This is a genomic window from Arthrobacter sp. 01N444, from assembly GCF_056399305.1.
Map to the genome: position 1 here is coordinate 119,919 of NZ_JBFTRB010000004.1, position 22,942 is coordinate 142,860.

Here is a 22,942-nt window from a genome sequence, read left to right on the forward strand (position 1 = left end):
GCGGCAGCCCCCGGAAGGTTGCCGCGGCGGTGCCGTTGCGGGGCTGGAACCCCGCAGGACGGGAGGGCTCGGAACATGGAACGTGCAGGATCCAGGCCGGCAAAAATTCGCGCCGCCGTCATTTTCTCAGTGGTGGCGGTGATGGTAATTCTTGGAATTGCGTGGATCGTGACTACCCGGTCACCGGTCACGACGCCTCCGGGAGCGTCCGGGGCCCCGGTGAGTAATCCTTCAGTATCGGGACGTGCGGCTTTCCAGAAGGTCCCGAATCAGGTTCTGTTTGCGCTTGATGATTCCGGAAACCCAGATCTCTCCGGAGACTTGACGAATATCAAGCAGGGTGACGCCGGCGATTGCTATTTCCTCGCAGCGTTGATGACAGTGGCGTCCCGGGCCCCTGCGACCGTCTTGAACATGGTCCATGACAACGGCAACGGCACCTACACCATTTCCTTCCACAGCAAGTACGACGGGGTGTCCAATCCGGTGACGGTCACGGTCAACGGTGATCTTCCGTACCGCCGCGGCAAGCCCTTCGAAAACGGCATCGAAAATATCGATGGCAAAAACGTGTCATGGGCCGCGATTATCGAGAAAGGGTGGGCGGCCGCGAACGGCAACAGCTACAACGGCATCGATGGCACCGACCTCAGCAACGCCCAGGATCATGATGTACACAATGCTCTCTATGCCATCACCGGCGAGGTGGGCGTCGACCGCAACCCCGGCGGCCCCATGACGGGAGTGAGCTTTGAGCAGATGCAGCAGGATTTCACGAAAGGCCTCGTGACCTTTGGGACGTCCAACTCCGACGGCGAGCTGGTCTCCGACCATTCCTACGCATTGCTGGGTCTGAATCCCTCCGACCAAACGGTTGTGGTAGGTGACCCGGAGGGTGGCCACACCACGCTGGCTTTTGCGACCTTCCAGTCAACGAACATCAACCAGTACATCGCGATACCAACATATCCTTGAGCGGCAGCCCTAAACGGCAGCCATGGCCCGCTCGCCGTTGAAGTATTCGAGCTGCCAGCCGTCGACGGCATGGTGGTGGGCCAGGTTGAGCACGGCGTTGTCGATGCTGTCCAGGGTGCGGCCGACGGCGCGGCTGAGACTCACGCGCAGGAGCGTGCCATGGGCGACGGCCAGGACGCGGCGGCCACGGAACTCCTCGGCCAGCGCCTCAAGCGCGGCCAACCCTCGGCCGGCGGCCTCGTCCTCGCTTTCTGCGCCGCGGAACCCGTCGGGGATGCGCAGTGCGTCCAGTTCAGGACCGTCCTGAAGGCCCTCCGCGGGTCCGAAGCTGCGCTCGGCGAGCTCCGGCACGCGCCGGGCCACGCTGAGGCCGAGCCCGGCGGCGATGAGATCGGCGGTTTCCGCGGCACGGCTCAGCGGTGAAGACACGATCGCGTCCCATTCATAGCCGGACAGGACGGCGACGGCGTCGCGAGCCTGACCGCGGCCGACGTCGTTCAGAGGAATGTCGGTGGATCCCTGCAGCCGGCGCTGTGCATTCCAGTCCGTCTGGCCATGGAGGATGAGGGCGAACGTCGTAGATGTCATGCCTTCCATTCTGCCCTGACGGCAGGCTGGCGATGACAGAGGCGCCGGTCTGGGAGCCGCAGCGAGCATCCTTTTCATCGGCAAAGAGCGGCAAAGAGCGATCACAATACACCGCCACTTCGCATAGTCCCTTGACGCATGGCAAGCACCGGACGCAAAGTTCACACGAGAGTCATTCCTCAGATGGCCGATAACCGTCCCGACGGAGCCCTCATGCCGCAACAACCGCTGCACGGCGGAGCATATTGCATCCCTTGAGCCCCTCCCCGGCGGAGCCGCTTGCGGTCACCAACGGGAGCGCTCCGGTCACCTCTTGGACAGGAGAAGTAAGGATGGATCTCGAGCAACCGGCCCAAGGCCCCAAGACGGTAACTGCGGCCAGGGCCGCCAAAGACGCGGCGGGGGCGTCCATTTCCGGGTCGCGGAAGAAGGTTTCGTACGGTGCCCAGGACCGCAGAGGACCACTACTGTGGAATTCAGGCTTAGAAAGGCTCACCAACCGAACCCGTCTGCCGGGACAGCCAGACGATGTGGGCGTGAACCTGTTCTACGAGGACCTTGAGTGGAATCCCCTCTTTGGCCCGGGCGATCCCTCGGGGATCATTCCAAGGGACACGGATCAGGTTCCGCCCGGAAATATGGCTAATGCGGGAGGGCTGATTCTGCCCTGGTGCTCGAATTCCCAAGAGGTCCGCAAGAAGGCCATTGTTGTGTACCGCCTTGGGGAGGACCTGGACACGATCGAAGATCCCCTCCTGTATGTCTTCCAGTATTACTGGGACAACGTGGGGTACTTCTTGCCGGCAACCTTTGGGTCTTTCGACGAGAAGATCTCTATGGGTGAGGGGCCCAGCGCATCCCTCAATGTGGACTTCATTCTCGGTCCTGCAGGAGACCTGGTTGCCAGGGCATGGGCTTAGGGCCCGGCCGGAGCGCGGCCAGCCGCTGCCAATCACTATGGGAGTCGGCAAGGTGTCCGGAGACTAAGTCGAGCTGCACGGTTGCGCTATCCGGGAGTGCCCGACTGTGCGGCGTAGGCAGTGGCCCGGTCGCGTACATGGTCCACGTACGGATCAGACTGGTTGTAGGAGTAGATCGCGTCGGCCCAGCCCGCGGCGGTGGTCAGGTCACCACCGTGTGCGCACAGGTATGAGGCGGCACTTAGCGCGGCGTCATCGATGTTAAACGGGTCTGCTGTTCCGTCCCCGTTCCCGTCCCGGCCTGCGAGCTGCCACGTGGAGGGAATGAACTGCATGGGTCCGACGGCGTGGTCCCACCGGGCGTCACCGTCCAGGGCGCCGGCGTCCGAATCAGGGATCGCGGCGAAGCCGTCACCGTTCAGGCTCGGACCGACAATTGGCCCGCTCACCTGACCGGTGGCGGTCAGGCTGCCGCCGCCGTACGTTCCGTGGCCGGATTCGACGAAGCCCACCGCTGCCACCGTATTCCAGCCGATCCCGCAGGTGGGGGCCGATGTGTTGGCCGCATCGGCCGCCGCCACGTAGGCCTGGAGGGCCCGGGCTGGGATGCCGGTCTGCGCGGCGGCATGGGTGAGCCACTCGGCGTCCGCGCTCCGGGTGATGTTCACGGCGGAGGTGATGCCGGCGGACAGCGATTCGAGTTTCGCCTCTGCCCGCGGCGGCGCGGGCAAGGCCACGCGGGCTTCCGCGCCGGAGAATCGGAAGACCCAAAACAAGAACCCGGTGATGACGCAAAATACGAACAGGCCGAGCACGGCAAGGCGTTTCAGACAGAGCATAGACTAAGCGGGCCGGCCGGGGACGGTGCTGACCCGCCTGTCCGGCGCGGCACGGAAAACCGCGCCGGCGCCGGACACGCGGGAGGCCATGGCCCTAGCCAACACACTCGACGCAGTAAGCGTGGCCGTTCTTTTCGCGTGCAACCTGGGACCGGTGCCGGACCAGGAAGCAGGAGTAGCAGGTGAATTCGTCCTGCGCCTGCGGGATGACCTGCACGACGAGTTCCTCGGCGACAATTTCCCCGCCCGGGCTGATCGCATCGTCAAAAGCGTCGGCTTCATCCAGTTCACGGACAACGCTGCGGGCATCCGGGGCGTTGGCGGATTGCAGCGCCTGCAGGGAATTATCCTGCGACTCCTTGACGTCGGATCGGACTTCGTCGTAATCGGTTGCCACGGGGGTGACTCTCATTCCTGTGTTTAGTTCTGACGGGAAGCCAACGTACACCATTGCGCGCGTCGCTGCCTCATGTGAACCAAGTCCTTCAGGCCGAACGGAGTCCCGGGACCTCGTCGACCGGCACCGGCCTGGGGTCCTGGGAACCCGCCGGGCCCGGGGCCGCCGGACTGCTGCGGGCAGCCGAGGCGAAGGTGTTGGCCGGCCGGGGCAGCCCGTAGTGTTCGCGGAGCGTCCGTCCACTGTATGCGCGCCGGAAGAGTCCGCGGTCCCGCAGGATCGGGATGACGTGGTCCACGAAGGCGTCCAGGCCGGACGGAAGCACGGGCGGCATGATGTTGAAGCCGTCCGCCGCCCCGGCCTCAAACCATTCCTGGATCGCGTCGGCCACCTGCCCAGGGGTGCCAGAGAAGGTGCGGTGGCCGCGGCCGCCGCCGAGCCTGCCGATGAGCTGGCGCACGGTCAGCCGTTCCCGCCGCGCGAGGTCTACGATCAGCGTGTACCTGCTCTTGGCCCCTTCGATCTCGTCCTCGGAGGGCAGGTCGTCCGGCAGCTCGGCGTCCAGGGCCAGGGATGCTGCGGGGACCCGCAGCACCCCGGCAAGCTGCCTTCTGGCGTGCTCCGGGTGGATAAGCTCGTCGAGTTCTTGCTCCAGCCGCCGCGCCTCGGCCTCGGTGGAGCCGATGACGGGAACGATGCCCGGGAGCACCTTGATCGTTCCCGGGTCACGGCCGGCGGCGGCGGTTCGCCGCTTCAGGTCGGCATAGAAGCGTTGAGCGTCCGGCAGCGTCTGCTGCGCCGTGAACACCGCTTCGGCGTAGCGGGCGGCGAAGTCCTTGCCGTCCTCTGAGGAGCCGGCCTGCACAATCACCGGGTGGCCCTGGGCGGAGCGTGGCACGTCCAGCGGCCCCTGGACGCTGAAGTACGTGCCGGAGTGGTTGACCGGGTGGACCCGGGTGTTGTCTCCCCAGGTCCCGCCTTCCTTGTCGCCGAGAGCGGCGTCGTCCTCCCAGCTGTCCCAGAGTTTGCGGGCCACGTCGAGGAATTCCGCGGCCCGCTCGTACCGCAACGCGTGGGTCGGCTGGTCCGGCAGGGAGAAGTTCCTCGCGGCGGCGTCTCCGGCGGTGGTGACCACGTTCCACCCGGTCCTGCCGCCGCTGATGTGGTCCACGGAAGCGAACCGGCGGGCCAGGTTGTAGGGGTCGTTGTAGGTTGTGGACGCCGTGGCGATCAGCCCGATGCGGTCGGTGACGGCGGCGATGGCGGCGAGCAGGACGGTCGGCTCGAGTGTGCCGTAGGGCCGCTGGCCGACGTCGCCGTGCAGCACCGGTGAGTCCGCGAAGAAGATCGAATCGAACGTGCCGCGTTCCGCCGTTCGGGCCAGCTGCTGGAAATGCGCGACGTCCGTCCCGGCGAAACTGTCGCTTTCCGGCAGCCGCCACGAGGCCTCGTGGTGACCGGTGCTCATGAGGAACGCGTTCAGGTGCAGCTGCCGTGCCCCGCTCACAGCTGAACTCCGGGAGAGTCGGCGCGCAGTTCCACCGTCTCGGAATAGACGGATGAATCGCCCTGGATGGACGTGCTGCTGCGTCCGTCGACGCCGCGGGGTACGTCGCCGGCCACCGTGACCCGGTTCAGCTGCCGGGGCTGGCCGTCATAGTTGTCCGGGGCGTAGTGCTGGGTGATGCGGTTGTCGAACAGCACCAGCTGGTCCGGTTCCCAGTTGACGCGGACCACGTTCTCGGGACGGGTGACGTAGGCCTGGAGCAGCCGCAGGATGTCCTTGGATTCGGTGTTGGACAGTCCCACGATGCGCAGCCTTTGGGCGAAGCCGCCGATGAAGAGGCCGCGCTCGCCGGTCAGCGGGTGGACCCGGACCACGGGGTGGGCAGTCTCGAAGTGGATCCGGGTGAATTCCTTCCGCCGCTCACCGGCGTTGGCGTGCTCGAGGTTTTTCGGCACGGAGTAGTCGTAATCATTGGTGTGGATGGCCCACAGGGTGTCGGCGAAGTTCCGCAGCTCCTCCGGCAGATCGGTGTAGGCTCCGGCGGCCGAGGCGATCAGGGTCTCGCCGCCGTAGGCCGGCAAGGTGATGCTGCGCAGGGTGGAGGCCTGCGGCGGGTTCACGACGAACGTGACGTCGGTGTGCCAGTTGTTCGCGCTGCCGTTTTCGCTGTCCACCGGCAGGACGGCAGGTTTGCCCTCGACGGAGGCCACGGTTGGGTGTGCCTGGGTGAGCGGGCCGAAGCGGGCGGCGAAGCGGACCTGGGCTTCGTCGTCGTGGACGTTGGCGTCACGGAAGACCAGGGCCTTGTGGGTGTTCAGGGCCGCACGGATCTGGGCGATGGTGGCGTCGCTGAGGTCATTGCTGAGGTCCAGGCCCCGGATCTCGGCGCCGATGCGGGCGCTGAGTTGCCGGAATTCGAGCCGGGTTTCGGTGGTTGTCGACATGGTGGTTGTGTCCTTTGGTCTGTGGGGGTTAATTGGACTGGGATCCGACGGCGGTCCGCCACCGGGAGAAGTGCCGTTCGACGGCGACCAGCAGGTAGTTGACCAGCAGGCCGAGCAGCGAGACGGTGAGGATCCCGGCGTACATGTCCGGGATCAGGAAACTGGACTGTGCGTTGACGATCAGGTACCCGAGTCCGGCCTTGGCGCCGACCATTTCCGCGGCGATGAGCACCAGGATCGAGGACGTTCCGGCCATCCGGATGCCGGTGAAAATGGTGGGCACCGCCGAGGGAAGGATGACCTTCTGGAACAGCCGGAAGTTGGAGAGTCCCAGCGAGCGGGCGGCCCGGACGAGCAGCGGGTCGACGGTCCTGACGCCGGCGATGGTGTTCAGCAGCACGGGGAAGAACGCGGCGTAAGCGACGATGCTGATCTTGGAGGTCTCCCCGATCCCCAGCAGGAGGGTGAAGACCGGGAGCAGCGCCAGTGCCGCGGTGTTCCGGAAGACCTCCAGCAGTGGGTTGAGGAACCGGTCAAGGGACCGGTACCAGGCGACCAGCAGGCCAAGGGCGACGGCGGCCACGACGGCGATGCCGAAGCCGCTGGCGGAGCGGGTCAGGCTGGCTGCCAGATGGTTCTGCAGTTGGCCCTTGGCGACGAGTGATCCCAGTGCCCGCAGGACCTCGTGCAGCGGCGGAAGGAATACCCTGGTCGAGGCCGAGGCGAGATAGGTGGGACCCAGTTCCCAGAGCAGGAGGAACAGCACGATCGCGCCCGAGGCCCAGATCCCCCGCCCGGCCCTGCGGGCGCCGGACCGGACCAGGGCGGGAAGGCGTCGGGTTGCGGCGGGCTGTGGGGGCCGCCCGGTTGCGGCTGCAGCGGGGGCGGCAGGGGTGGTAGGAGCGGCAGGCGCGGTGGTCTCTTTGGTCAGTGTTGGTGCGGTCATCAGGCTGCCCTTCCCGTGCTGAGCTGTCCCTTGCTGGGCTCGATCTTGCTGAGCTGGGGTGCCTCGTCGGGCGCGGACCCGTCGGGCCGGATCTTGGCGTGCCCGGCTTCCTGGGCCTTCCGGACCTCGTCGTGCAGCAGCGACCAGACTTCGTGGCGGTGTTCGACGAAGACGGCGTCGGAGCGGACGTCCCGGTCACCGCTCCGCTCCCCCAGGTCAATGTCGACAATCTGCTTGAGCCGGCCGGGTCGGGAGCTAAGCACGGCGACCCGCTGGCCCAGGTACACGGCCTCGTCGATGCCGTGGGTGATGAAGATGATGGTCTTGCCCGTGGAGCGCCAGATGCGCAGGAGTTCCTCCTGGAGCTGTTCCCGGGTCTGGGCATCCAGCGCTGCGAACGGTTCATCCATGAGCAGGACGTCGGGTTCGTACGCGAGGCTCCGTGCGAGGGCAACCCGCTGCTTCATGCCGCCGGATAGCTCATGGGGATACCGGTCCTCGAACCCGGAGAGGCCGACGAGCTCGAGGTAGTGGCGGGCCTTGTCGGCACGTTCCCTCCGGCTCGGGCGGCGCCCGTCGCTGCCGGTTCCTTCGAGGCCGAAGGCGACGTTGGCGGCCGCGGTGCGCCATGGGAAAAGGGCGTACTGCTGGAAGACGACTGCACGGTCGCGGCCTGGCCCGGTCACCTCCTTGCCGTCCACGAGCACCTGGCCGGCGTCCGGCCGGGTGAGCCCGGCGAGGAGGTCCAGGAGGGTGGTTTTGCCGGAGCCGCTCGGTCCGACCAGAGTAATGAACTCGCCTGCGGCGACGTCCAGGGTGATGCCCTCCAGCGCCGTCAGGGTGGAGCCCTCGGGCTGGTCCTTGCTGGGCCGGACGGTGAACTGTTTCCCGACGTTGCGGAGGCTGATTTTCGGCGTCGGTCCGGTACCGCGGGTCATGATGCCGCCCCGTTCAGCAGTCCGTTGAAATCGTTGGTGTAGTACTTGGACGGGGTGATCCCGCCGCTGACGATGCCGGTGTCGTTCAGCCATGCTGACCAGCGGGTGAAGTCCTGGTCGCTGATGGCCCCCTTGGACGGGACTCCGACGCTCTTCCAGTACTTCAACGCCGCGGTGCTTTCGGAGCGCTGACGCTTGTTGATGATGCTCGTAAACCGCGCGATCACCTCGTCGCGGGGGGTGGTGCGTTCCCATTCGATGGCCTTGGCCACACCGGTGGTGAAGATCTTCGTGGTTTCCGGGTTTTTCTCGATGAAGTCCTTGCGCAGGACGTACTGGCCGCCGGCGAAGGTTCCAAAGAGTTCGAAGTCGCTGAACAGGGACCGCAGGCCGCCCGTGGCGACAGCGTTGTCCTGCAGCACTCCGCCGAGCGCACCGACGTCGACCTGGCCGCGGCGGATGGCCTCTTCGGTGTCATTGGGCGGAACGACGACGAGCTGGACCTGCCTGATTTCCTCCTGCGACAGTCCGTTCTTCTTCAGGTAGCTGTTGATCACGGCGTCCGCATGGGCGCCCAGGGTGTTGACGGCGATTTTCTTGCCGATCAGATCCCGCGGCGTCCGGATCGGACTGTCCTGGGTGACGTAAAAGCCGTTGAACGTCTTCTCGTCCTCGCCGTAATAGTTGATCACCGCAGTGACCGGCGCGCCGGCTTCGATGAGCTTGACCACGGCGCCGGAGAAGGCGCCGCCGAAGTCGGTGGCTCCTGTCGCGGCTGATTGGATGCTCGCCGGCCCGCTGATGGTGTTGCCCACCCAGTTCAGCTTGACGTCGCCGAGGTAGCCGAGGTCCTCGGCCAGCTCCGGCAGGCTCACGTTGTTGGCCGAGCCCTCGTAGCGGAGTTCGGTCACTTCGGGTGCCCCGGGGGTATTTCCGGCCGGGAACTGGGCGCTCCCAGGGCCGCCGCAACCGGAGACCACCAGCGAGACCGCCACGGCGGCAGCAACGCCCAAGGTGGAGAAAAGTCCTGCGGGTAAGTGTCGGTTTTTCATAGCGGATTCTTTCTGGATTCGATGGTGCGGACCGGGGCTACCGGACCGTGCCCACCATCAGAGCAGAGTCGAATCCGTTCCGCAGGTGCCTCGACACCCGAGGAAACCGCGCGTAATCCGGCGACGGAAACAGCCATGGACGCACCCCCGGTACCCGATCGGACGCAGCGCGAAGCAGTCCGTAACAGGGCAAGACTCACGCGGTCATTTGCGCCCATCCTGGGACACACCCGTGCCACACCGGCCCGGCACTGTGAAGTCTTGGTGACGCCCGGCGACGGCGCGTGAAGGGGCCGGCGCCGCGCCACTGTCGTGCATGGGACGAAAGATTGCTGGAGATGTGGCCGAATGTTGCGCGCCGGCGCGGTACCGGCGGTCAGGGCCCAGCACGACCAGGCGCACAACAGGACGAATAAAGGCGTGTCCGCCGCTGCTCTTAAGCAGCGGCGAACACGCCTTGAGCATCGGGCCGAGCCGCTGCTTACATTCCGGGGATCTGCTGCGCCTCGTGAACCTCGATTTCGCAGCCGCCGGGCATGTTCAGGTGCGGGTGCACCTTGGCCAGTTCCACGGCCGCCTCAAGGCTGTCGGCCTCGATGATGCTGTATCCGGCGACTTCACGCTGGCTTGGCGCAGTGGCTCCGCCCGCGGAAACGCGGACACCGTTGGCCAGCGGCGTTCCGAAGTCGATCAGGCCGTTGCCGACCTTGGCGGCCCAGTTGTTCCACTGTTCCATGGCGGCTGCCATGTCATCCGGCGCGGGCGGCGCGGCCTCGGCGGGGGTCATCGGGGCGTGATAGAGGAAGACGAACTTGGTCATGTTGCTCCTGCTTTCCTGGCGGTCTTGACGGGCTTAGGTTGGAAAACTTCAGACGGCGACGGTCCGGCCGGTGAACGCGATCAGGCGCTCCAGGCTGCTCGCAGTCTCCGCGACCGGCTGGACAGCGGCGAAGCTGCCGCTGGCGCGGACCTGGTCCGAGATGGTCACCAAGGCCAGGGCCTCAACGTGATCCGTGACGACGTCGGAAACTACAAGTTCCTGGCCGGTGGCCTTCGCGAAGTCCCACGCGTGGACGAGCAGCTCGAGGTTGACGATCCCGGCGACGACGGTCGCGGGCAGCTCGGCGAAGCCCATGTCGATGGTGCCTTCGAAGCCGCGGCGGCTGAACGCCTCCAGGGTGGCCTGCGCGAGTCCGGCGATGCGAACTTCCGGGCCCGCCCCGGCGTCGTCGCTTACGTCCGCGCCCAGCGCCCCGCCGATCTGCTTCAGCGAACCGGCCAGGTGCTCCAGCAACTCGTGGGCCGTGAAATTTTCGCAGGGAGTGGCTTTCTCACGGTCCTCCGGGGTGAGCTTGCGCAGCACGCCCAGGAGCACGGCGAGCGAAGCCTCGGCCGAGCTGAGGTGATCGATCGGGTCCGGGGCAGCCGACCATGCGTCCGGACCGGCGCCGTCCGGGGAGGAGGTCTCGGCGATCAGGCGGCCCAGGTAGTGGTTCCAGCCTTCGGCATGTGCTGCGGCCTGTTCGGCGTTGAGGCCGGCATGGACCAGGCGGAGCGTGGTGCCCCCGGCGTCGGGCTCCAGCGTGATGGTCACGGTGGACGCGCCCGGCGCCAGGTCCATTCCGGACTCCCAGCCCCAAGTGAAGACGATGCGCTTGCCCGGCTCGATCTCCTGGAATGTGCCGGCGGCGTGGTGGCCGGGAGTGACGGTCCAGCGGTAGTCGCCGCCTATCCGAAGGTCAACGCGGGCCGCCACCGTTTGCCAGCGGCGCAGACGTTCCGGCTCGGTGATGAGCGCAAAGGCCTCGTCGGCGCTGACGGGCAGGTGAATGGTTTTATCGAACGTCATGAGAGTGGTCCCTTGTCTTGAGGCGAAGCATCGGAAGTGGTCGTGTGATGTTGAGGGGGCCGGTGACGCTGGGCGGCAAGTGCGGCCGCATCTGATGCCAGCAGGTCCAGTTCGTAGGTCCAGAACTGTTCGACAAGGTCACGTAGCCGGCCCATGCCGCCTGGGTCGAGTCGGTAGTACCTGTTCCGGCCCTCTTTGCGGGCAGATACCAGGCCGGCCTGCTCCAGGAGCAGCAGGTGCTGGGACACCGCGGAGCGGCTGACCGTGAAATGGGCGGCCAGCTCCCCGACAGCCTGTTCGTGGCTGGCGAGAAGATGCAGCAGGCGTCGCCGGTTCGGCTCCGCAGCAATCTCCAAGGCATCCAACACAACTAATACGTTAGTGATCACTAACGTATTCCGCAAGTGCCCAGCAGTCAGAGGGATCAGGGAACGCAGGCCGGCACCCTTGCGGATCGCGGCCCGGGCATGGCGCAGCTGTTATCGGAGCGGTTTGTCAGGGCGCTATGGCGCGTGCCGGGTTACCGCGTCCCGGGTTAAAGAGATGCCGGTAACCGGGACGGGGAATCCCCGGGCGCAGCGGCTAGAGGCCCCGGTGGTGCTCGATGAGCCATCGCGCCATCTGCTGGGCGCGCTTGGAGGCCAGCGCGTCCCCTTCGGTGGCGGAAATGATGGAGCCTTTCATCAGGATGTGCCAGGACCGGGCAAATTCCTCGGGGCGGTCCAGCCCGGCTTCTTCGGCCAGCGCCTGGATATGCCCGCGGATGCGGCTGAGGTAATCGATGCTCGCCTTGCCCAGCGGGTGCCCGGCGCCCATTTCCAGCAGCACATTGATAAACGAGCACGCCTCGAAATCCTCGCGCTGGAACCAGTCACCGAACACGTCAAAGACGGCGAGCAGCCTCTCCTCGGGGGTGTTGCCCCGCCGGCTGGCCTCGGCCACGATCAGGTCCACGGTCCACACCTGGTCGCGGAGTTCCAGGAAGGCCAGCACCAGGGCGTCCTTGGACGGAAAGTGCCGGTAGAAGGTTGCCTTGGATACCCCTGAACTGCTGATCAGCTCATTGACCCCTACGTCGCGGATGCCGCGGCGGGAGAATAACTCGTAAGCAGTGGCGAGGATACGGTCCACCGGCTCGTCGCGTCCGGCCATGGCTGTGGCGGGCAGCAGCGTAGGACCCTCGGCGTCGTTGACAGTCATGATAAAAAAATTTTACACCGGACCGAGGCGTACAGACCGGTCTGCCTCGGAGTGTGCTATCAGTCTCCGCCGGATTCCACCGGCGCTGTCGGCCAGCACGACGCCGGCGGGCCGGCCGAGGACCCGCCCGGCGCCTTACCCCCACCTAGGGATGCAGAACCCGGTCGCCATCGCGGCGTTGTGAGAAACGACCGTCCAGTGCGTGGACGAAGCTGCGGAGGGTCGCGGATTCGTGCGTGCTGTTGGCCAGCCGGACGATGGCCGAAGCCGTGTGGGCCAACTTGATGTTGTGGTGCTGGCTGTAGGCGGAAAGCCGTTCGAAGGCGTCGTCGGAACCGATGTGGAGTATTCCCATCAGGATGCCCTTGGCCTGTTCGATAAGGCCTCGGGTGCCGATGGCCCCGGCGACGGCCTCGCGGGCGGACCGGTCCGTTTCAAGTTGAACTGTTCTGGTGAGGTCCAGGATGAACCCGTCGACGAACAGCAGCTTCCCGTCACTGTCCAGCACGCCCTCCCCCGCCGTCAGGACGCGGCGTTCACGCCGGCGTGCGTCGAAGAGACGATGATAATTGGCGAAAAAACCTCCGCCACGGCACACATCCTCAAAGATTTCCCTGCACGGCTTCCGGTCGTCAGGATGCACGTGCTGCATAAGAACACCCACCGTGGGCACCACCTCGCCGCGGTGATAGCCGTGGATCTGGTACATCTGCTCGGACCACTGCAGCTCCCCCGAGGCAGCATCGTAGCGAAAGGTCCCGGCGAGGCAGCCCTCGGTGGCCAGCGCGCTGGAATAGGCCTGCAACGCCTTCAACTCCGTCATGGCCGGGCCTGCCTGCCCGGCCCGCCGGCGGCGGCGGCGGCGGCGGACGCCCTGTCCCGGGACACGGTCAGCACGAACTGAGCCCAACCTGCGCAGTCCGCGTCTCCAATGCCTGCCGCCACCGCACGATCAGCTGCTGGTTCCGGGTCCCTGCGAGTCGGCCCAAGAAGCGCGCTGCGGACGGGATGCGGAGGCGCGGCGGCCCTTCAGGAGACCTGGGCGCCCAGCCGCGGGCCGGTCTCGCCCGGGCGCGCTGGCCCTTCACGTGCGCTTCGTGAACTCCGCGCCTCTGAGCGCTGGGTTCCACGGGAATGCCCTCGGCTACGGACTGGAGCAGCGCGTCATCTCGCGGTGCCGAAATTTCCGAGACCAGCCCCATGCCGGCATACTCCCGTACTGCTGCGATCCCGGCCACCGCCGCCGGCAGGTCTGGAAAGGGCCTGGAGAAGGCCATGACGGTCCCGTCCGGGGCCGTAAGTCGAAATCGGTAGGACGTGTCGGAATCGGTGAACAGTTCGAACATGCCTGTCATAGAACCCTCCTGGAAGCCGGGACCCGATTGTTCCCGGCGACGCCGTTGTCACCGGGAACAGCCTGAATCCACCCGAACGATGCCAGTCACTCGTACCGGCCGGATCGAATTGATGAATTCATGAAAGTCTGAACTATGCAACTCACCTGCGCAAGAGGTACCACCCTGTCTGGCGGCGGCGACGACACTGCAGCGGTCCGGCGCTACGATATGTAAGCGGGCTGACCAAATCATGGGTGTGCAAGACAGACTTTTCTGTCTTGCACGTGCTAGTTTTCCTGTCGCCGGGGTCTGCACAGACGCGCGGTTCAGAATATTTGAATGTGAAGGAGGGAGGCCCCGATGCCGGATGATCTTCCTGCAAGTCCGGTCCAGACCGATGTGAAGGCAGAACTGTTCAAGGCCATGGGCCACCCTGCCCGAATCCAGTTGCTGGAAATGCTCGCCGACGGACCAGTTGCCGTAAGCCGACTGCGCGACAACACGGGCCTTGAGCCGTCGAACCTCTCCCAACATTTGAGCATTCTCCGCCGCCAGCGCCTGATTGTCCCCTCACGGCGCGAGGGCAGGTTGTTCTATGAACTGGCCAGCCCTGAGGTTAATGTCCTGCTCGCGGCCGCCCGATCCCTGCTCGGATCCCTCCTGGTCACCACCCGGATGACCCTGAGCCCCATGGCTGAAGAGCCTGAAGAAGCAATCCGCTAAATGCCGGCGCACGCCGGACTGTATGGACAACATCGATCGACCGGCCTGGACGCGTCCGGACTAAAACCAGTAGGGGTAGTAATGGCTCACGCCGAGAACGAGACCACCATCAACCGATCACCGGAGGACGTCTATGCGTTCCTCGCGGATGGGCTGAATAACCGCGCATGGCGCTCCGGGGTTCAGGACATAGCACTGAAGAGTGGAACACCCGGGGACCTCGGTGCCGTGTACAGCCAGACCCTCTCGGGCCCCGGTGGCCGGCCGATCGTCGGGGACTATGAAATCACCGCGGCGGACCCCGGAAAGCTCCTGGGCTTCCAGGTAGTGGCCGGTCCGGCCCGTCCGGCCGGTGCGTACCGGCTCAGTGAAGCGCCGGGCGGAACGACTGTTCGTTTCAGCCTGGACCTGGAGCCCAAGGGACTCATGAAGCTCGTGGGCCCGGTGATTGTCCGCACCATGAATGCCGAGGTCGCTCAGTTGACCAATCTCAAGAACGTTCTCGAATCCGCTTAGATGAGGGCGCAGGGCGTTCATTCTTGAGTGTGACCCGTCCTAGCTAAGGCCATCAAGTGGCAAGCAGAAACCTTCATACGTAACGGTGAAGAAAGGACCATCCTCATGGCTCGCATTTTCATCACAGGCTCCACCGACGGACTTGGCCTCGCCACCGCCCGGACGCTCCTGAACGGCGGCGACGAGGTCCTGCTGCACGCCCGCTCCAGGGAACGCGCCGCCACCCTCGAAGAACTCGCGCCGCTTGCCATCGGCATCGTGATCGGTGACCTCAGCAGGGCCTCCGAAACCCGGGAACTGGCCGCGCAGGTGAACGCTCACGGGCGGATGGACGCCGTCATCCATAACGCGGGCGTCTACCTCTCGCCGGGGCGCGTCGCGACCCCGGAGGGACACTCCCGCACCCTGGCCATCAACGTTCTGGCCCCTTACATTCTCACCGCGCTGATCGAGCGGCCGCACCGCCTGATCTACCTCAGCAGCGGGATGCACCGCGCGGCCGGCGGAAACCTCCAGGACATCGATTGGACCCGACGGCGCTGGGACGCCAGCGCCGCCTACTCCGACAGCAAGCTCTACGTTTCCGCGCTCTCCGCTGCCGTCGCCCGGCAGTGGACCAACGTGCTCAGCAACTCCGTTGACCCCGGCTGGGTGCCCACCAAAATGGGCGGCGCCGGCGCCCCCGACGACCTCGCCCTGGGCCAGGACACCCAGGGCTGGCTCGCCGTCAGCCCTGACCCGGTCGCCCAGGTCTCCGGAATGTACTGGCACCACCGCCGGCCGCGGAAACCGGCTCCGGAGGTCACCGACGCTGATTTCCAGGACAAGCTCACCGACAAACTGGCCGAACTCACCGGCATCACGCTCTTCTGAATCGAACCATCGACCCGGCCCGACCGGCACGCAAGGGTAGGTAGTCCCTGCCGGCGGGTCAGGTGGCGGAAAGTATCCCCCAGCCCGTCCCTATCGTGAGCTCCACTTGTCGGCTTAGGCTGGTCGCATTCTATGAACGCAGTTGAGCATCGAACACCGCCGGCATCTGGAAGGCCGGCAGCTGGTTCGAGGGGGCCGGAAGGGGGCCGGGATGACGCCGGCGGACAGGACGTGGACACCCGAGGACCAGGGCTGGCTCCGGGAAAACCTGCGTGAGGCCATCGACCACCTGGTGGAGATGGGGTACACCGTGCGCGGGGGGCAAGGCGAAGATCCGGAACTGATTCACCCCGGCGGCTCGGCCGTCCAGACGTGGCGGGAAGACTACCCCTACGAGCAACGGATGTCCCGCGAAGAGTACGAGCTGGAGAAATACCGGCTGCAGGTTGAACTGCTGAAGTTCCAGTACTGGGGCCAGGACCAGGAGCTCAGGCACGTGATCGTCTTCGAGGGCCGGGATGCGGCCGGCAAGGGCGGAACAATCAAGCGCTTCACCGAGCACCTGAATCCCCGCTCGGCCCGGGCAGTGGCATTGAGTAAACCCTCTGACCGTGAACTGGGCCAGTGGTATTTCCAGCGCTACATCCAGCACCTGCCCACGGCCGGGGAGATCGTGATGTTCGACCGCTCCTGGTACAACCGGGCAAATGTGGAGCGGGTCATGGGCTTCTGCACGGAGCAGGAGTTCGACACCTTTATGGTTCAGGCCCCGCTCTTCGAGCGGATGCTGGTGGATTCCGGGATCCACCTGACCAAGTTCTGGTTCTCGGTGACCCGCCACGAGCAGCGCACCCGTTTTGCGATCCGGCAGATCGACCCGGTGCGGCGCTGGAAACTCTCGCCCATCGATCTCGCCTCCCTGGACCGGTGGGAGGAGTACACGGCCGCCAAGGAGGAGACGTTCCTGCGAACCGACACGGACCATGCGCCGTGGATCACCATCAAGTTCAACGACAAGAAGCGGGGTCGGATCAACGCCATGCGCTACTTCCTCAACCAGTTCGACTACGAGGACAAGGACACGTCAGTGGTCCACAGCCCCGACCGGCTGATCGTGCGCCGCGGCCGCGAAGCCGCCGGCGACTAGCGGCTGGCTCGCGGTCGGCGTATTCGCTGTCGCACGGCTGCGTCGCGCTCACGGTGGGATCCCAGCAGAAGATGGCACCATGGGGACATGACTCCTGCACACGGTTCTTCCGGCCTTTTCCGGCGGCCCCAGCCCATCAAACCCAAGGCGGGCCAGGAATCGGTGTGGGACTATCCGCGGCCGCCGAGGGTCGAGCCCCGATCCGAACGGGTTATCGTGCGGCTTGGCGGGCAGGTGATTGCCGACACCACCGATGCGGTGCGCGTCCTGGAGAAAAGTCACCCGCCTGTCTACTACTTGCCATTGGACTCATTTCCTGCCGGTGTACTCGTCCCGGTAGGGGGCACCAGCTTCTGCGAGTTCAAGGGAGAAGCGCACTACTTCGACGTCGTTGCCGGCGGAGTCGTCGTTCCCCGTGGCGGGTGGACCTACCCCGAACCCACCCGGGGTTTCGGGGCGCTTAGCTCCCGAGTGGCCCTCTACCCGGCTCACATGGACTCCTGCCAAGTCGACGGCGAGCAGGTGACCTTCCAGGAAGGTGACTTCTACGGCGGTTGGATCACCACGCAGATCGTTGGTCCTTTCAAGGGCGGCCCGGGCACGGCCGGGTGGTGAGCACATCGCGCTTACGCCGGCAAGACTTGCTGCCGGTGCGTGTGGCGACTCAGCCGGTGCTCGCTCTGGCGGCTTGAAGCCCGTTGTGCCCCGCCTTGCCGGCGTGATAGCTTTCCGGTGATCGTGATCAATCTTCAGGAGGTGAGACCCATGAAAGCAGTATCCGTAATGGGCGCTCCCCCGAAGTACACGGTCGCGCGACTGAAGTAGTCGTCTCCGGGAGTGCCGCAAGGCAAATTCGCGAAAGGCGACTCCCATGAACACAACATCTTCTTCAACTCCGCGCATCCGTTCGGCGACCGCTTCCGGTGCCGTTGCAGTGACGCGGACACCACAGCCCGGAAATTGGCCCGCTCCCGGCCAACAGGCCGACGCCGGACGACAGGCAGGCAATTCACACGAGCGGGCCTTGGTGCTCGCCGGCGCCGGAGCGGCAGGCAATGCGTGGGAACTCGGTCTCATCGCAGGCCTGTCCGATGCCGGCATCGATGTCACCGAGGCCGATCTCATCATCGGGACATCGGCAGGATCGACAGTGGCTGCCCAGATCACCAGCGGGACACGGCCGGCCGAACTGTACGCCGCCATCCTCGCCGAGGTGCCTCGGCCACAAGCCGGCCACTCCGGACCGGACAGGGGACGCGCTCCGAATTTCTCGGGGCAGACCTATCTGGAGTGGTCCAACGGAATCATTGGTTCTGCTGCGGATGCCACCGACATGCGCCGCAGGATGGGCGCCGCGGCACTCGAGATGGAAGCTTCGGACGGCTCTGCCCAGATGCGCTGGCGCGACATCGTCGCGGCCCGGCTTCCCAGCCGGCACTGGCCGCAACAGCCCGTGCTGATCGCGGCTGTTGATGCGGATACCGGGGAACCGGTCGTGTTCGACCGCAACAGCGGAATCGATCTGGTGGACGCCGTCGCCGCCAGCACCAGCAACGGCTACCGCATCGGCGGGAGCCGGTACATCAACGGCGGCTATCGACGCAGTGAGAACGCCGACCTGGCGGCTGGATACGGGCTTGTGCTGGTGCTGTCACCCTTCGGCGGCAGGTCGCGGATGCCGCTCGAGTGGGGCATGGATCTCGCCACCCAAGTCGACGAACTGCGCGCCGGGGGCAGCAGGGTCCAAACTATCTTCCCGGATAGCGCCGCGGAGCACATGTTCGGCGCCAATGCGATGGATCTGTCCTTGCGTCCGCCTGCGGCTCGAGCTGGTTACAGCCAGGGCAGAGCCCTCGCGGAGCTGGTCGCCGAAATCTGGCGGTGACGGCCGAAACCTGTCGGTGTTCGACTGTTACGGCGCGAGAGTCCAGGGGTCGCCGTGCGAGGCGCGGTGCCATGCCTGCCGCGGGCCACCCGATTCGTGCGCGACATCTGTCAGCCAGATCGTGCTGTCCGGGGCCCATCCGGCGATGACCGTCGCCGTTTCGGCGTCGACCTGTAGTGGGCGCGTCGCGCCGTCGAGGTAACCCAGGACGGAGAGGTGCGCGGCGTCCCACTCCCCTGCCACTTGTTCCCAATCCGGGATGACCCACCGGCCGTCGCGTCCAGTCAGGCGGAACCAGTCGTGTCGCCGGGATGCAGTGACCTCCATTGGGAACCTGCGGCACAGCGTTATCCACTCTTTTGCTGTGCCGATCTCAAGTGTCCGGCCCGCTCCCTGAACTGGAACCGTGGTCGCCTGCTCCCAGCCCAGGGAATCTTCCACGAGGCTCAGTGCGGCCGGGACCTGCCCGACGGTGTGGACTAGCCCGTGCGGTATCGACCACCAGGTTCCTGACCAGTTGGCGCGAGGGTCGCCCGGGCGTTCGCGCGCGGCCCGCAATTCACCGGCTCGTTCGTCTCGGCCCCACCCAGCCAGTGTTTGTCGCGGATTCTTCGGCAGCAGTGCCTGGCCGTCTGTCGATCGCCAGTCGATGGCCCACTGCTCCGCCCGGCGAGGCCGCCAGAACCACTGGATGTCGGGCAGCGCCATGACCTGTTCCGCGACGGGCGACAGGGCCGCCGTCACACCCGGGAGATCCGCGAGCACGTCCTCTCCATCGGGTGCCTGCCAGTACCTTGCAGCGTCCACGGACCGCTCGAGGGCCGCCTGGACCAGGTCGCTGTCAAGGTCGGTAAAATCCAGTGAGGCGAGCCTGGCAGCCAGCTGTTCTGGTGACGCGGCAAAGGCCGGCATCGCGGTCTCCCCGGAGGCAGCAGCGCTCAGCAGGACCCGCGAGGTCCCCGGTCCACTATCAAGTTCGTATCCCAACCAGAAGGCCGCCGTTTTGACCTCCGGATCCAGCTGCATCGCCAGTTCGAGGCACAGACGGCGCCCCCGGGGCCCCCGCAGAAATACGTCCACACTTGGCGTCATCAGATCATCCTCCCACCACAGCGCAGCTTTATCTGGAGCGGTCTCAGGTGCCGTCGATGATGGCGGGTATCGTCGCAACGCGTTTTACCATAGCGTGATGGAGACCACGGTTAGCGGAGTTTCTGTGCATTACGCCGAGTACGGCAGTGGCACGCCGGTTCTCGCTCTGCACGGCGCCGGTGTGGATCATCGCGAGATCGCCGGTGCCCTTGAACCGATTTTCGACGACGTGCCTGGCTACCGGCGCCTGTATCCGGACCTGCCCGGGATGGGCCGGACCCCGGCGCCTGAGACGATCACGAGCAATGACGACGTCGTGGACATTCTGCTCGGCCTTATCGCCAGCACTATTGGTGATGAACCGTTTCTTATCGTGGGTCAGTCCTACGGCGGATACCTGGCCCGTGCGATTGCGAGTCTGCGACCTGATCAGGCCGTCGGGCTGGCGCTAATCTGCCCTGTTGGCCAACAGACGCGCGACGTGCCTCAGCACGAGGTCCTTGTTTCGTCGGTCGATCTGACCGGTGCACTCGGCTCGGATCTCGAGGCTACTTACCGCAGCTACTTCGTTGTGCAGACGCCTGAAACGCTGCGTCGGTTCCAGGAGTATGTGGCTCCCGCAACGTCCCTGGCTGACGAGTCGAGCCTGATGCGGATCTTTTGGCACTGGGAGTTGCGGGATCGGCCGGAAGCCGCGAAAGCCTATCCTCATCCGGTGTTGGTCGTTGCCGGGCGACAGGATGCCACCGCCGGGCACACAGGACCGTCGGAGCTGATCCTGCACTACCCACGCGCTACGTTGGCCGTACTCGACCGCGCCGGCCACGCCTTGATCCATGAGCAACCCAACCTCGTGCGAGCCCTTGCCGCCGACTGGCTCATGCGCGTGCGTGAGGCGTCAGACGACAAAAGCTAGCGGGCAGTGGCGCCCGCATGCGGACGGAATCCCTGTGTCATGGCTCCGCCGAAGAAGGGCAAGGCGATGCGTCCGCGGCGTCCAACCGGCGTCATGCAATGCCCGGTAAGCAGCAAACCATCGCGACGGATTGCAGTCGGGCGGCCAGCGAAAGGACAATGGTGCCCATGACCGCCGTGACCCTCCTGGCCTTTGCCGGGCTGTGCCTGCTGCTTTCCGTTACCCCCGGCCCGGATACCTTCCTGGTGCTGAGGATCTCGCTGCAAAGTGCCGGGGCCGGCCTGGCGGCGGCGCTGGGCTCAGCTCTGGCATCCCTGGTCTGGGCCGCGCTGGTGGGAGTGGGGCTCGCCGCCGTGCTGGAGGACTCGGCGGAAGTGTTCCGTTGGCTGAAGATCGCAGGCGGGTTGTACTTGCTGTATCTGGGAGTCTCGTCGCTGATCCGGGCGCGCCGCACAACTGCATCCCCGGCGGCCGGGCACGCTCCCCGCCGGAGCTACAGCCGAAGGACCGGCTTCGGCGCCGGCGCGTTCTCCACACTGCTCAACCCCAAGGTCGGCCTGTTCTACCTCGCCGTCGTGCCGCAGTTCATTCCACACGGCGGCAACACGCTGGATACAGCCATGGTGCTCGGTGCCATCGAAAGCGCCATTGGATTCCTCTACCTGGCGGCTGTAGCCGTCGCGGCAGCGAAGGCAATGGCCTGGCTGCAGCGCCCCCGGGTGAGCAGTTGTCTCGAACGCGGCAGCAGCGGCATCATCGCCGCGCTCGGCCTGGGTGTACTGGCATCCAGCACCAGCTCGTAGCGGCGCGCCGGACCTCGACGGACAGGTGCAGTTCCCTATCCGGTAGAACGCCAACCCGAATCCAGCCGTTCCTCGGGTGGCTGCGACCAGTCGAGGGCATACATCACCGGGATCCTTCGCAGTCCAGGCCTGTTGAGGACGCCACCCCCGAGTTGGCTCATTGACTCCGCGAATTTCACGAAAACGGCGGCCGGTCCTGAAGAGGACCGGCCGCCGCCGAATGAAGATCAGGGTTGCGTCAGGCCTTGGCCTTGCGCTTCACCCAGCCCCATACAGCCGTAGCCACCAGGAGCACCAGTCCGATGATGGCCAACCAGAGCAGACCCTTCACAGCGAAGCCAAGGATCGAAAGAATAAGCCAAATGATAAGCAGTGTGATTATTAGTCCCATACGGAAAGCCTAAGCCACCCAGGTGGCTGTTTCCGAACGATCAGTGATCGTGGCGGAAGATGGCCACGGCTTCGCGGACCGCGTAGTAGACGATGACCATGCCGGCCAGGGGGTCGGCCCACCACCAACCGGCAAAGGTGTCCAGCAAGATACCGGCCAGCACGGCGGCCGCCAGAAGACCGTCGATAAACGTCACCTTGCCCTCTGCTATCAGAACGGGATTGCCCAGCGCCTTGCCCGTGCGGGCCTTTCCGGCTGAGAGGGCGAACATGACCACTGCCGTGACAGCCGTCCAGATAATTCCGGTGGGGCTAGGCCGTGCGTGGTGCCCGGCCGCCAAGGCAAGTCCGGATTGGATGAGCAGATAGAGGGCCAGGGCAACGAACGCCCCGGCGATCAGCCTCAACGCGAACCGTTGACGCCGTTCCCCGGCCCCGGAGAGTTCCCAGATCACCACGGTGCTGGCACCGATCTCGATCAGGCTGTCCAGGCCGAAGCCGGCCAGCGCCACCGATCCGGCCGTGATGGAAGTGACGGCAAGAACTGCCACTCCGACGACGTTCCAGCCCAACGTGATGCCCTCAAGGATGAACCCGCGACGTCTCAGGCGCGCCATCTCAGGGCGCTTCAAAATTTCAGGCAGCATCTGTGCTCTCTTTCCCGGCGCCCCCGGCGTTTCCGGCGATGGGTGCCGGCAGGCCGGCCAGCCGTTCGATGACGGCAAGCCCGGCCGTGGTGCCCGGCCAATGCCGCCGCAAAGACTCCGGACCCGCGGAGCGGATCACGGAACGAAGAACCAGGGCCATAACGATCACGTCATCGGCATAGCCAATCAGCGGGAGGAAGTCCGGGACAAGATCCAGCGGCAAGAGCAGATATCCCAGCAAAAGCGACAGCTTGATCCGGGCGCCGCGGGATACCGCCGGGTCGGCCGCCAAACGCCTCAGCACGCGCAACACATCCGGCAGCAGCCGCAACGCGTCCCGCATTCCCACCGTCTCCGGATGGGACCTCGCATAGACCCACAACCCCAGCAGAAGAACCGCGTAGACGCCAACGAGCCCGGCCAGGATACCCAGCGCCGTCTGCCACCACTGCACGGCC

Annotated in this window: 28 protein-coding genes and 1 pseudogene; 11 read left to right on the plus strand and 18 right to left on the minus strand. The window is 65.6% G+C overall.

Annotated features, from left to right (window positions below; genetic code table 11):
• Positions 1 to 75: 75 nt before the first annotated feature.
• Positions 76 to 975, plus strand: a complete 900-nt coding sequence (locus AC1DKN_RS06865; protein ID WP_476870840.1) for a C2 family cysteine protease — start codon at positions 76 to 78, stop codon at positions 973 to 975.
• Between the two features lie 9 nt (positions 976 to 984).
• On the opposite strand, the gene AC1DKN_RS06870 is transcribed toward AC1DKN_RS06865, so the two are convergent.
• Positions 985 to 1,563 (minus strand): histidine phosphatase family protein, encoded by a 579-nt coding sequence (locus tag AC1DKN_RS06870; RefSeq protein WP_476870841.1) that lies wholly within the window; start codon positions 1,561 to 1,563, stop codon positions 985 to 987.
• A gap of 332 nt (positions 1,564 to 1,895) precedes the next feature.
• Between AC1DKN_RS06870 and AC1DKN_RS06875 the strand changes: the two genes are divergently transcribed.
• The gene (locus AC1DKN_RS06875) at positions 1,896 to 2,483 is read left to right on the plus strand and encodes a hypothetical protein (RefSeq protein ID WP_476849193.1); all 588 of its coding nucleotides are present in this window, start codon (positions 1,896 to 1,898) and stop codon (positions 2,481 to 2,483) included.
• An 86-nt stretch (positions 2,484 to 2,569) separates the two neighbouring features.
• On the opposite strand, the gene AC1DKN_RS06880 is transcribed toward AC1DKN_RS06875, so the two are convergent.
• From AC1DKN_RS06880 to AC1DKN_RS06940, 13 genes are all read right to left on the minus strand, one after another.
• Positions 2,570 to 3,322 carry a lytic transglycosylase domain-containing protein gene (locus tag AC1DKN_RS06880; protein ID WP_476870842.1) on the minus strand — a complete coding sequence of 251 codons (753 nt, stop codon included), beginning with the start codon at positions 3,320 to 3,322 and terminating at the stop codon, positions 2,570 to 2,572.
• A gap of 94 nt (positions 3,323 to 3,416) precedes the next feature.
• Positions 3,417 to 3,719: a DUF4193 domain-containing protein gene (locus tag AC1DKN_RS06885; protein WP_028276296.1), complete on the minus strand. Its 303-nt coding sequence runs from the start codon at positions 3,717 to 3,719 to the stop codon at positions 3,417 to 3,419.
• Positions 3,720 to 3,807: 88 nt separating this feature from the next.
• Positions 3,808 to 5,226, minus strand: coding sequence for an LLM class flavin-dependent oxidoreductase (locus tag AC1DKN_RS06890; RefSeq protein WP_476870843.1), 1,419 nt, complete (start codon positions 5,224 to 5,226; stop codon positions 3,808 to 3,810).
• Entirely contained in the window at positions 5,223 to 6,170 is a 948-nt protein-coding gene (locus AC1DKN_RS06895; RefSeq protein ID WP_476870844.1) for a TauD/TfdA dioxygenase family protein, read from the minus strand. Before AC1DKN_RS06895 ends, AC1DKN_RS06890 begins: the two co-directional genes overlap by 4 nt.
• A gap of 28 nt (positions 6,171 to 6,198) precedes the next feature.
• Positions 6,199 to 7,116: an ABC transporter permease gene (locus tag AC1DKN_RS06900; protein ID WP_476870845.1), complete on the minus strand. Its 918-nt coding sequence runs from the start codon at positions 7,114 to 7,116 to the stop codon at positions 6,199 to 6,201.
• A complete protein-coding gene (locus tag AC1DKN_RS06905) occupies positions 7,116 to 8,054 on the minus strand; it encodes an ABC transporter ATP-binding protein (RefSeq protein WP_476870846.1) in 939 nt (312 codons plus the stop codon). Before AC1DKN_RS06905 ends, AC1DKN_RS06900 begins: the two co-directional genes overlap by 1 nt.
• Positions 8,051 to 9,106 (minus strand): ABC transporter substrate-binding protein, encoded by a 1,056-nt coding sequence (locus AC1DKN_RS06910; RefSeq protein WP_476870847.1) that lies wholly within the window; start codon positions 9,104 to 9,106, stop codon positions 8,051 to 8,053. Before AC1DKN_RS06910 ends, AC1DKN_RS06905 begins: the two co-directional genes overlap by 4 nt.
• A gap of 481 nt (positions 9,107 to 9,587) precedes the next feature.
• A complete protein-coding gene (locus tag AC1DKN_RS06915) occupies positions 9,588 to 9,926 on the minus strand; it encodes a YciI family protein (RefSeq protein WP_476849201.1) in 339 nt (112 codons plus the stop codon).
• 48 nt (positions 9,927 to 9,974) lie between these two features.
• Positions 9,975 to 10,955 carry a TIGR03086 family metal-binding protein gene (locus AC1DKN_RS06920; RefSeq protein ID WP_476849202.1) on the minus strand — a complete coding sequence of 327 codons (981 nt, stop codon included), beginning with the start codon at positions 10,953 to 10,955 and terminating at the stop codon, positions 9,975 to 9,977.
• Positions 10,952 to 11,344 carry an ArsR/SmtB family transcription factor gene (locus AC1DKN_RS06925; RefSeq protein ID WP_230008795.1) on the minus strand — a complete coding sequence of 131 codons (393 nt, stop codon included), beginning with the start codon at positions 11,342 to 11,344 and terminating at the stop codon, positions 10,952 to 10,954. The genes AC1DKN_RS06920 and AC1DKN_RS06925 overlap by 4 nt, the downstream gene beginning before the upstream one ends.
• A gap of 193 nt (positions 11,345 to 11,537) precedes the next feature.
• Positions 11,538 to 12,155: a TetR/AcrR family transcriptional regulator gene (locus AC1DKN_RS06930; protein ID WP_018772833.1), complete on the minus strand. Its 618-nt coding sequence runs from the start codon at positions 12,153 to 12,155 to the stop codon at positions 11,538 to 11,540.
• 145 nt (positions 12,156 to 12,300) lie between these two features.
• The gene (locus AC1DKN_RS06935) at positions 12,301 to 12,978 is read right to left on the minus strand and encodes a PAS and ANTAR domain-containing protein (protein ID WP_476849203.1); all 678 of its coding nucleotides are present in this window, start codon (positions 12,976 to 12,978) and stop codon (positions 12,301 to 12,303) included.
• 67 nt (positions 12,979 to 13,045) lie between these two features.
• On the minus strand, positions 13,046 to 13,510 hold the full coding sequence (locus AC1DKN_RS06940; RefSeq protein WP_476870848.1) for a YegP family protein: 465 nt from the start codon (positions 13,508 to 13,510) through the stop codon (positions 13,046 to 13,048).
• A 342-nt stretch (positions 13,511 to 13,852) separates the two neighbouring features.
• On the opposite strand from AC1DKN_RS06940, the gene AC1DKN_RS06945 reads away from it, so the two are divergent.
• From AC1DKN_RS06945 to AC1DKN_RS06975, 7 genes and pseudogenes are all read left to right on the plus strand, one after another.
• On the plus strand, positions 13,853 to 14,215 hold the full coding sequence (locus AC1DKN_RS06945; protein WP_028276286.1) for an ArsR/SmtB family transcription factor: 363 nt from the start codon (positions 13,853 to 13,855) through the stop codon (positions 14,213 to 14,215).
• Between the two features lie 81 nt (positions 14,216 to 14,296).
• Positions 14,297 to 14,731, plus strand: a complete 435-nt coding sequence (locus tag AC1DKN_RS06950) for an SRPBCC family protein (RefSeq protein WP_223916232.1) — start codon at positions 14,297 to 14,299, stop codon at positions 14,729 to 14,731.
• A gap of 105 nt (positions 14,732 to 14,836) precedes the next feature.
• Positions 14,837 to 15,604: an SDR family NAD(P)-dependent oxidoreductase gene (locus AC1DKN_RS06955; RefSeq protein ID WP_476870849.1), complete on the plus strand. Its 768-nt coding sequence runs from the start codon at positions 14,837 to 14,839 to the stop codon at positions 15,602 to 15,604.
• A 211-nt stretch (positions 15,605 to 15,815) separates the two neighbouring features.
• Positions 15,816 to 16,751: a polyphosphate kinase 2 gene (ppk2, locus tag AC1DKN_RS06960; protein WP_028276283.1), complete on the plus strand. Its 936-nt coding sequence runs from the start codon at positions 15,816 to 15,818 to the stop codon at positions 16,749 to 16,751.
• A 1-nt stretch (position 16,752) separates the two neighbouring features.
• Positions 16,753 to 16,842, plus strand: a pseudogene (locus tag AC1DKN_RS06965) (hypothetical protein); the annotation flags it as partial.
• Entirely contained in the window at positions 16,839 to 17,366 is a 528-nt protein-coding gene (locus AC1DKN_RS06970; protein ID WP_476870850.1) for a DUF427 domain-containing protein, read from the plus strand. The pseudogene AC1DKN_RS06965 and the gene AC1DKN_RS06970, both read left to right, overlap by 4 nt.
• 256 nt (positions 17,367 to 17,622) lie before the next feature.
• Positions 17,623 to 18,636 carry a patatin-like phospholipase family protein gene (locus AC1DKN_RS06975; RefSeq protein WP_476870851.1) on the plus strand — a complete coding sequence of 338 codons (1,014 nt, stop codon included), beginning with the start codon at positions 17,623 to 17,625 and terminating at the stop codon, positions 18,634 to 18,636.
• Between the two features lie 27 nt (positions 18,637 to 18,663).
• On the opposite strand, the gene AC1DKN_RS06980 is transcribed toward AC1DKN_RS06975, so the two are convergent.
• Complete coding sequence (locus AC1DKN_RS06980; protein ID WP_476870852.1) at positions 18,664 to 19,728, minus strand: hypothetical protein; 1,065 nt, start codon at positions 19,726 to 19,728, stop codon at positions 18,664 to 18,666.
• A gap of 97 nt (positions 19,729 to 19,825) precedes the next feature.
• On the opposite strand from AC1DKN_RS06980, the gene AC1DKN_RS06985 reads away from it, so the two are divergent.
• On the plus strand, positions 19,826 to 20,644 hold the full coding sequence (locus tag AC1DKN_RS06985; protein ID WP_476870853.1) for an alpha/beta fold hydrolase: 819 nt from the start codon (positions 19,826 to 19,828) through the stop codon (positions 20,642 to 20,644).
• A gap of 167 nt (positions 20,645 to 20,811) precedes the next feature.
• The gene (locus tag AC1DKN_RS06990; RefSeq protein WP_476870854.1) at positions 20,812 to 21,447 is read left to right on the plus strand and encodes a LysE family translocator; all 636 of its coding nucleotides are present in this window, start codon (positions 20,812 to 20,814) and stop codon (positions 21,445 to 21,447) included.
• A gap of 238 nt (positions 21,448 to 21,685) precedes the next feature.
• Here the strand turns inward: AC1DKN_RS06990 and AC1DKN_RS06995 are convergent, their stop codons facing one another.
• Genes AC1DKN_RS06995 through AC1DKN_RS07005 form a run of 3 tightly spaced genes read right to left on the minus strand, consistent with a single transcriptional unit; the run spans position 21,686 to position 22,938 of the window.
• The gene (locus AC1DKN_RS06995) at positions 21,686 to 21,838 is read right to left on the minus strand and encodes an LPXTG cell wall anchor domain-containing protein (RefSeq protein ID WP_028276278.1); all 153 of its coding nucleotides are present in this window, start codon (positions 21,836 to 21,838) and stop codon (positions 21,686 to 21,688) included.
• 40 nt (positions 21,839 to 21,878) lie between these two features.
• Positions 21,879 to 22,484, minus strand: coding sequence for a cation efflux transmembrane domain-containing protein (locus AC1DKN_RS07000; protein WP_476870855.1), 606 nt, complete (start codon positions 22,482 to 22,484; stop codon positions 21,879 to 21,881).
• A complete protein-coding gene (locus AC1DKN_RS07005; protein ID WP_476870856.1) occupies positions 22,474 to 22,938 on the minus strand; it encodes a DUF1232 domain-containing protein in 465 nt (154 codons plus the stop codon). The genes AC1DKN_RS07000 and AC1DKN_RS07005 overlap by 11 nt, the downstream gene beginning before the upstream one ends.
• Positions 22,939 to 22,942 lie beyond the last annotated feature (4 nt).

Coding starts and splice junctions, on each gene's coding strand:
- AC1DKN_RS06865 (WP_476870840.1), top strand. CDS start 76: ATGGAACGTGCAGGATCCAGGCCGGCAAAAATTCGCGCCGCCGTCATT.
- AC1DKN_RS06870 (WP_476870841.1), bottom strand. CDS start 1,563: ATGACATCTACGACGTTCGCCCTCATCCTCCATGGCCAGACGGACTGG.
- AC1DKN_RS06875 (WP_476849193.1), top strand. CDS start 1,896: ATGGATCTCGAGCAACCGGCCCAAGGCCCCAAGACGGTAACTGCGGCC.
- AC1DKN_RS06880 (WP_476870842.1), bottom strand. CDS start 3,322: ATGCTCTGTCTGAAACGCCTTGCCGTGCTCGGCCTGTTCGTATTTTGC.
- AC1DKN_RS06895 (WP_476870844.1), bottom strand. CDS start 6,170: ATGTCGACAACCACCGAAACCCGGCTCGAATTCCGGCAACTCAGCGCC.
- AC1DKN_RS06900 (WP_476870845.1), bottom strand. CDS start 7,116: ATGACCGCACCAACACTGACCAAAGAGACCACCGCGCCTGCCGCTCCT.
- AC1DKN_RS06905 (WP_476870846.1), bottom strand. CDS start 8,054: ATGACCCGCGGTACCGGACCGACGCCGAAAATCAGCCTCCGCAACGTC.
- AC1DKN_RS06910 (WP_476870847.1), bottom strand. CDS start 9,106: ATGAAAAACCGACACTTACCCGCAGGACTTTTCTCCACCTTGGGCGTT.
- AC1DKN_RS06915 (WP_476849201.1), bottom strand. CDS start 9,926: ATGACCAAGTTCGTCTTCCTCTATCACGCCCCGATGACCCCCGCCGAG.
- AC1DKN_RS06920 (WP_476849202.1), bottom strand. CDS start 10,955: ATGACGTTCGATAAAACCATTCACCTGCCCGTCAGCGCCGACGAGGCC.
- AC1DKN_RS06930 (WP_018772833.1), bottom strand. CDS start 12,155: ATGACTGTCAACGACGCCGAGGGTCCTACGCTGCTGCCCGCCACAGCC.
- AC1DKN_RS06935 (WP_476849203.1), bottom strand. CDS start 12,978: ATGACGGAGTTGAAGGCGTTGCAGGCCTATTCCAGCGCGCTGGCCACC.
- AC1DKN_RS06940 (WP_476870848.1), bottom strand. CDS start 13,510: ATGACAGGCATGTTCGAACTGTTCACCGATTCCGACACGTCCTACCGA.
- AC1DKN_RS06945 (WP_028276286.1), top strand. CDS start 13,853: ATGCCGGATGATCTTCCTGCAAGTCCGGTCCAGACCGATGTGAAGGCA.
- AC1DKN_RS06950 (WP_223916232.1), top strand. CDS start 14,297: ATGGCTCACGCCGAGAACGAGACCACCATCAACCGATCACCGGAGGAC.
- AC1DKN_RS06955 (WP_476870849.1), top strand. CDS start 14,837: ATGGCTCGCATTTTCATCACAGGCTCCACCGACGGACTTGGCCTCGCC.
- ppk2 (WP_028276283.1), top strand. CDS start 15,816: ATGACGCCGGCGGACAGGACGTGGACACCCGAGGACCAGGGCTGGCTC.
- AC1DKN_RS06970 (WP_476870850.1), top strand. CDS start 16,839: ATGACTCCTGCACACGGTTCTTCCGGCCTTTTCCGGCGGCCCCAGCCC.
- AC1DKN_RS06975 (WP_476870851.1), top strand. CDS start 17,623: ATGAACACAACATCTTCTTCAACTCCGCGCATCCGTTCGGCGACCGCT.
- AC1DKN_RS06980 (WP_476870852.1), bottom strand. CDS start 19,728: ATGACGCCAAGTGTGGACGTATTTCTGCGGGGGCCCCGGGGGCGCCGT.
- AC1DKN_RS06985 (WP_476870853.1), top strand. CDS start 19,826: ATGGAGACCACGGTTAGCGGAGTTTCTGTGCATTACGCCGAGTACGGC.
- AC1DKN_RS06990 (WP_476870854.1), top strand. CDS start 20,812: ATGACCGCCGTGACCCTCCTGGCCTTTGCCGGGCTGTGCCTGCTGCTT.
- AC1DKN_RS06995 (WP_028276278.1), bottom strand. CDS start 21,838: ATGGGACTAATAATCACACTGCTTATCATTTGGCTTATTCTTTCGATC.
- AC1DKN_RS07000 (WP_476870855.1), bottom strand. CDS start 22,484: ATGCTGCCTGAAATTTTGAAGCGCCCTGAGATGGCGCGCCTGAGACGT.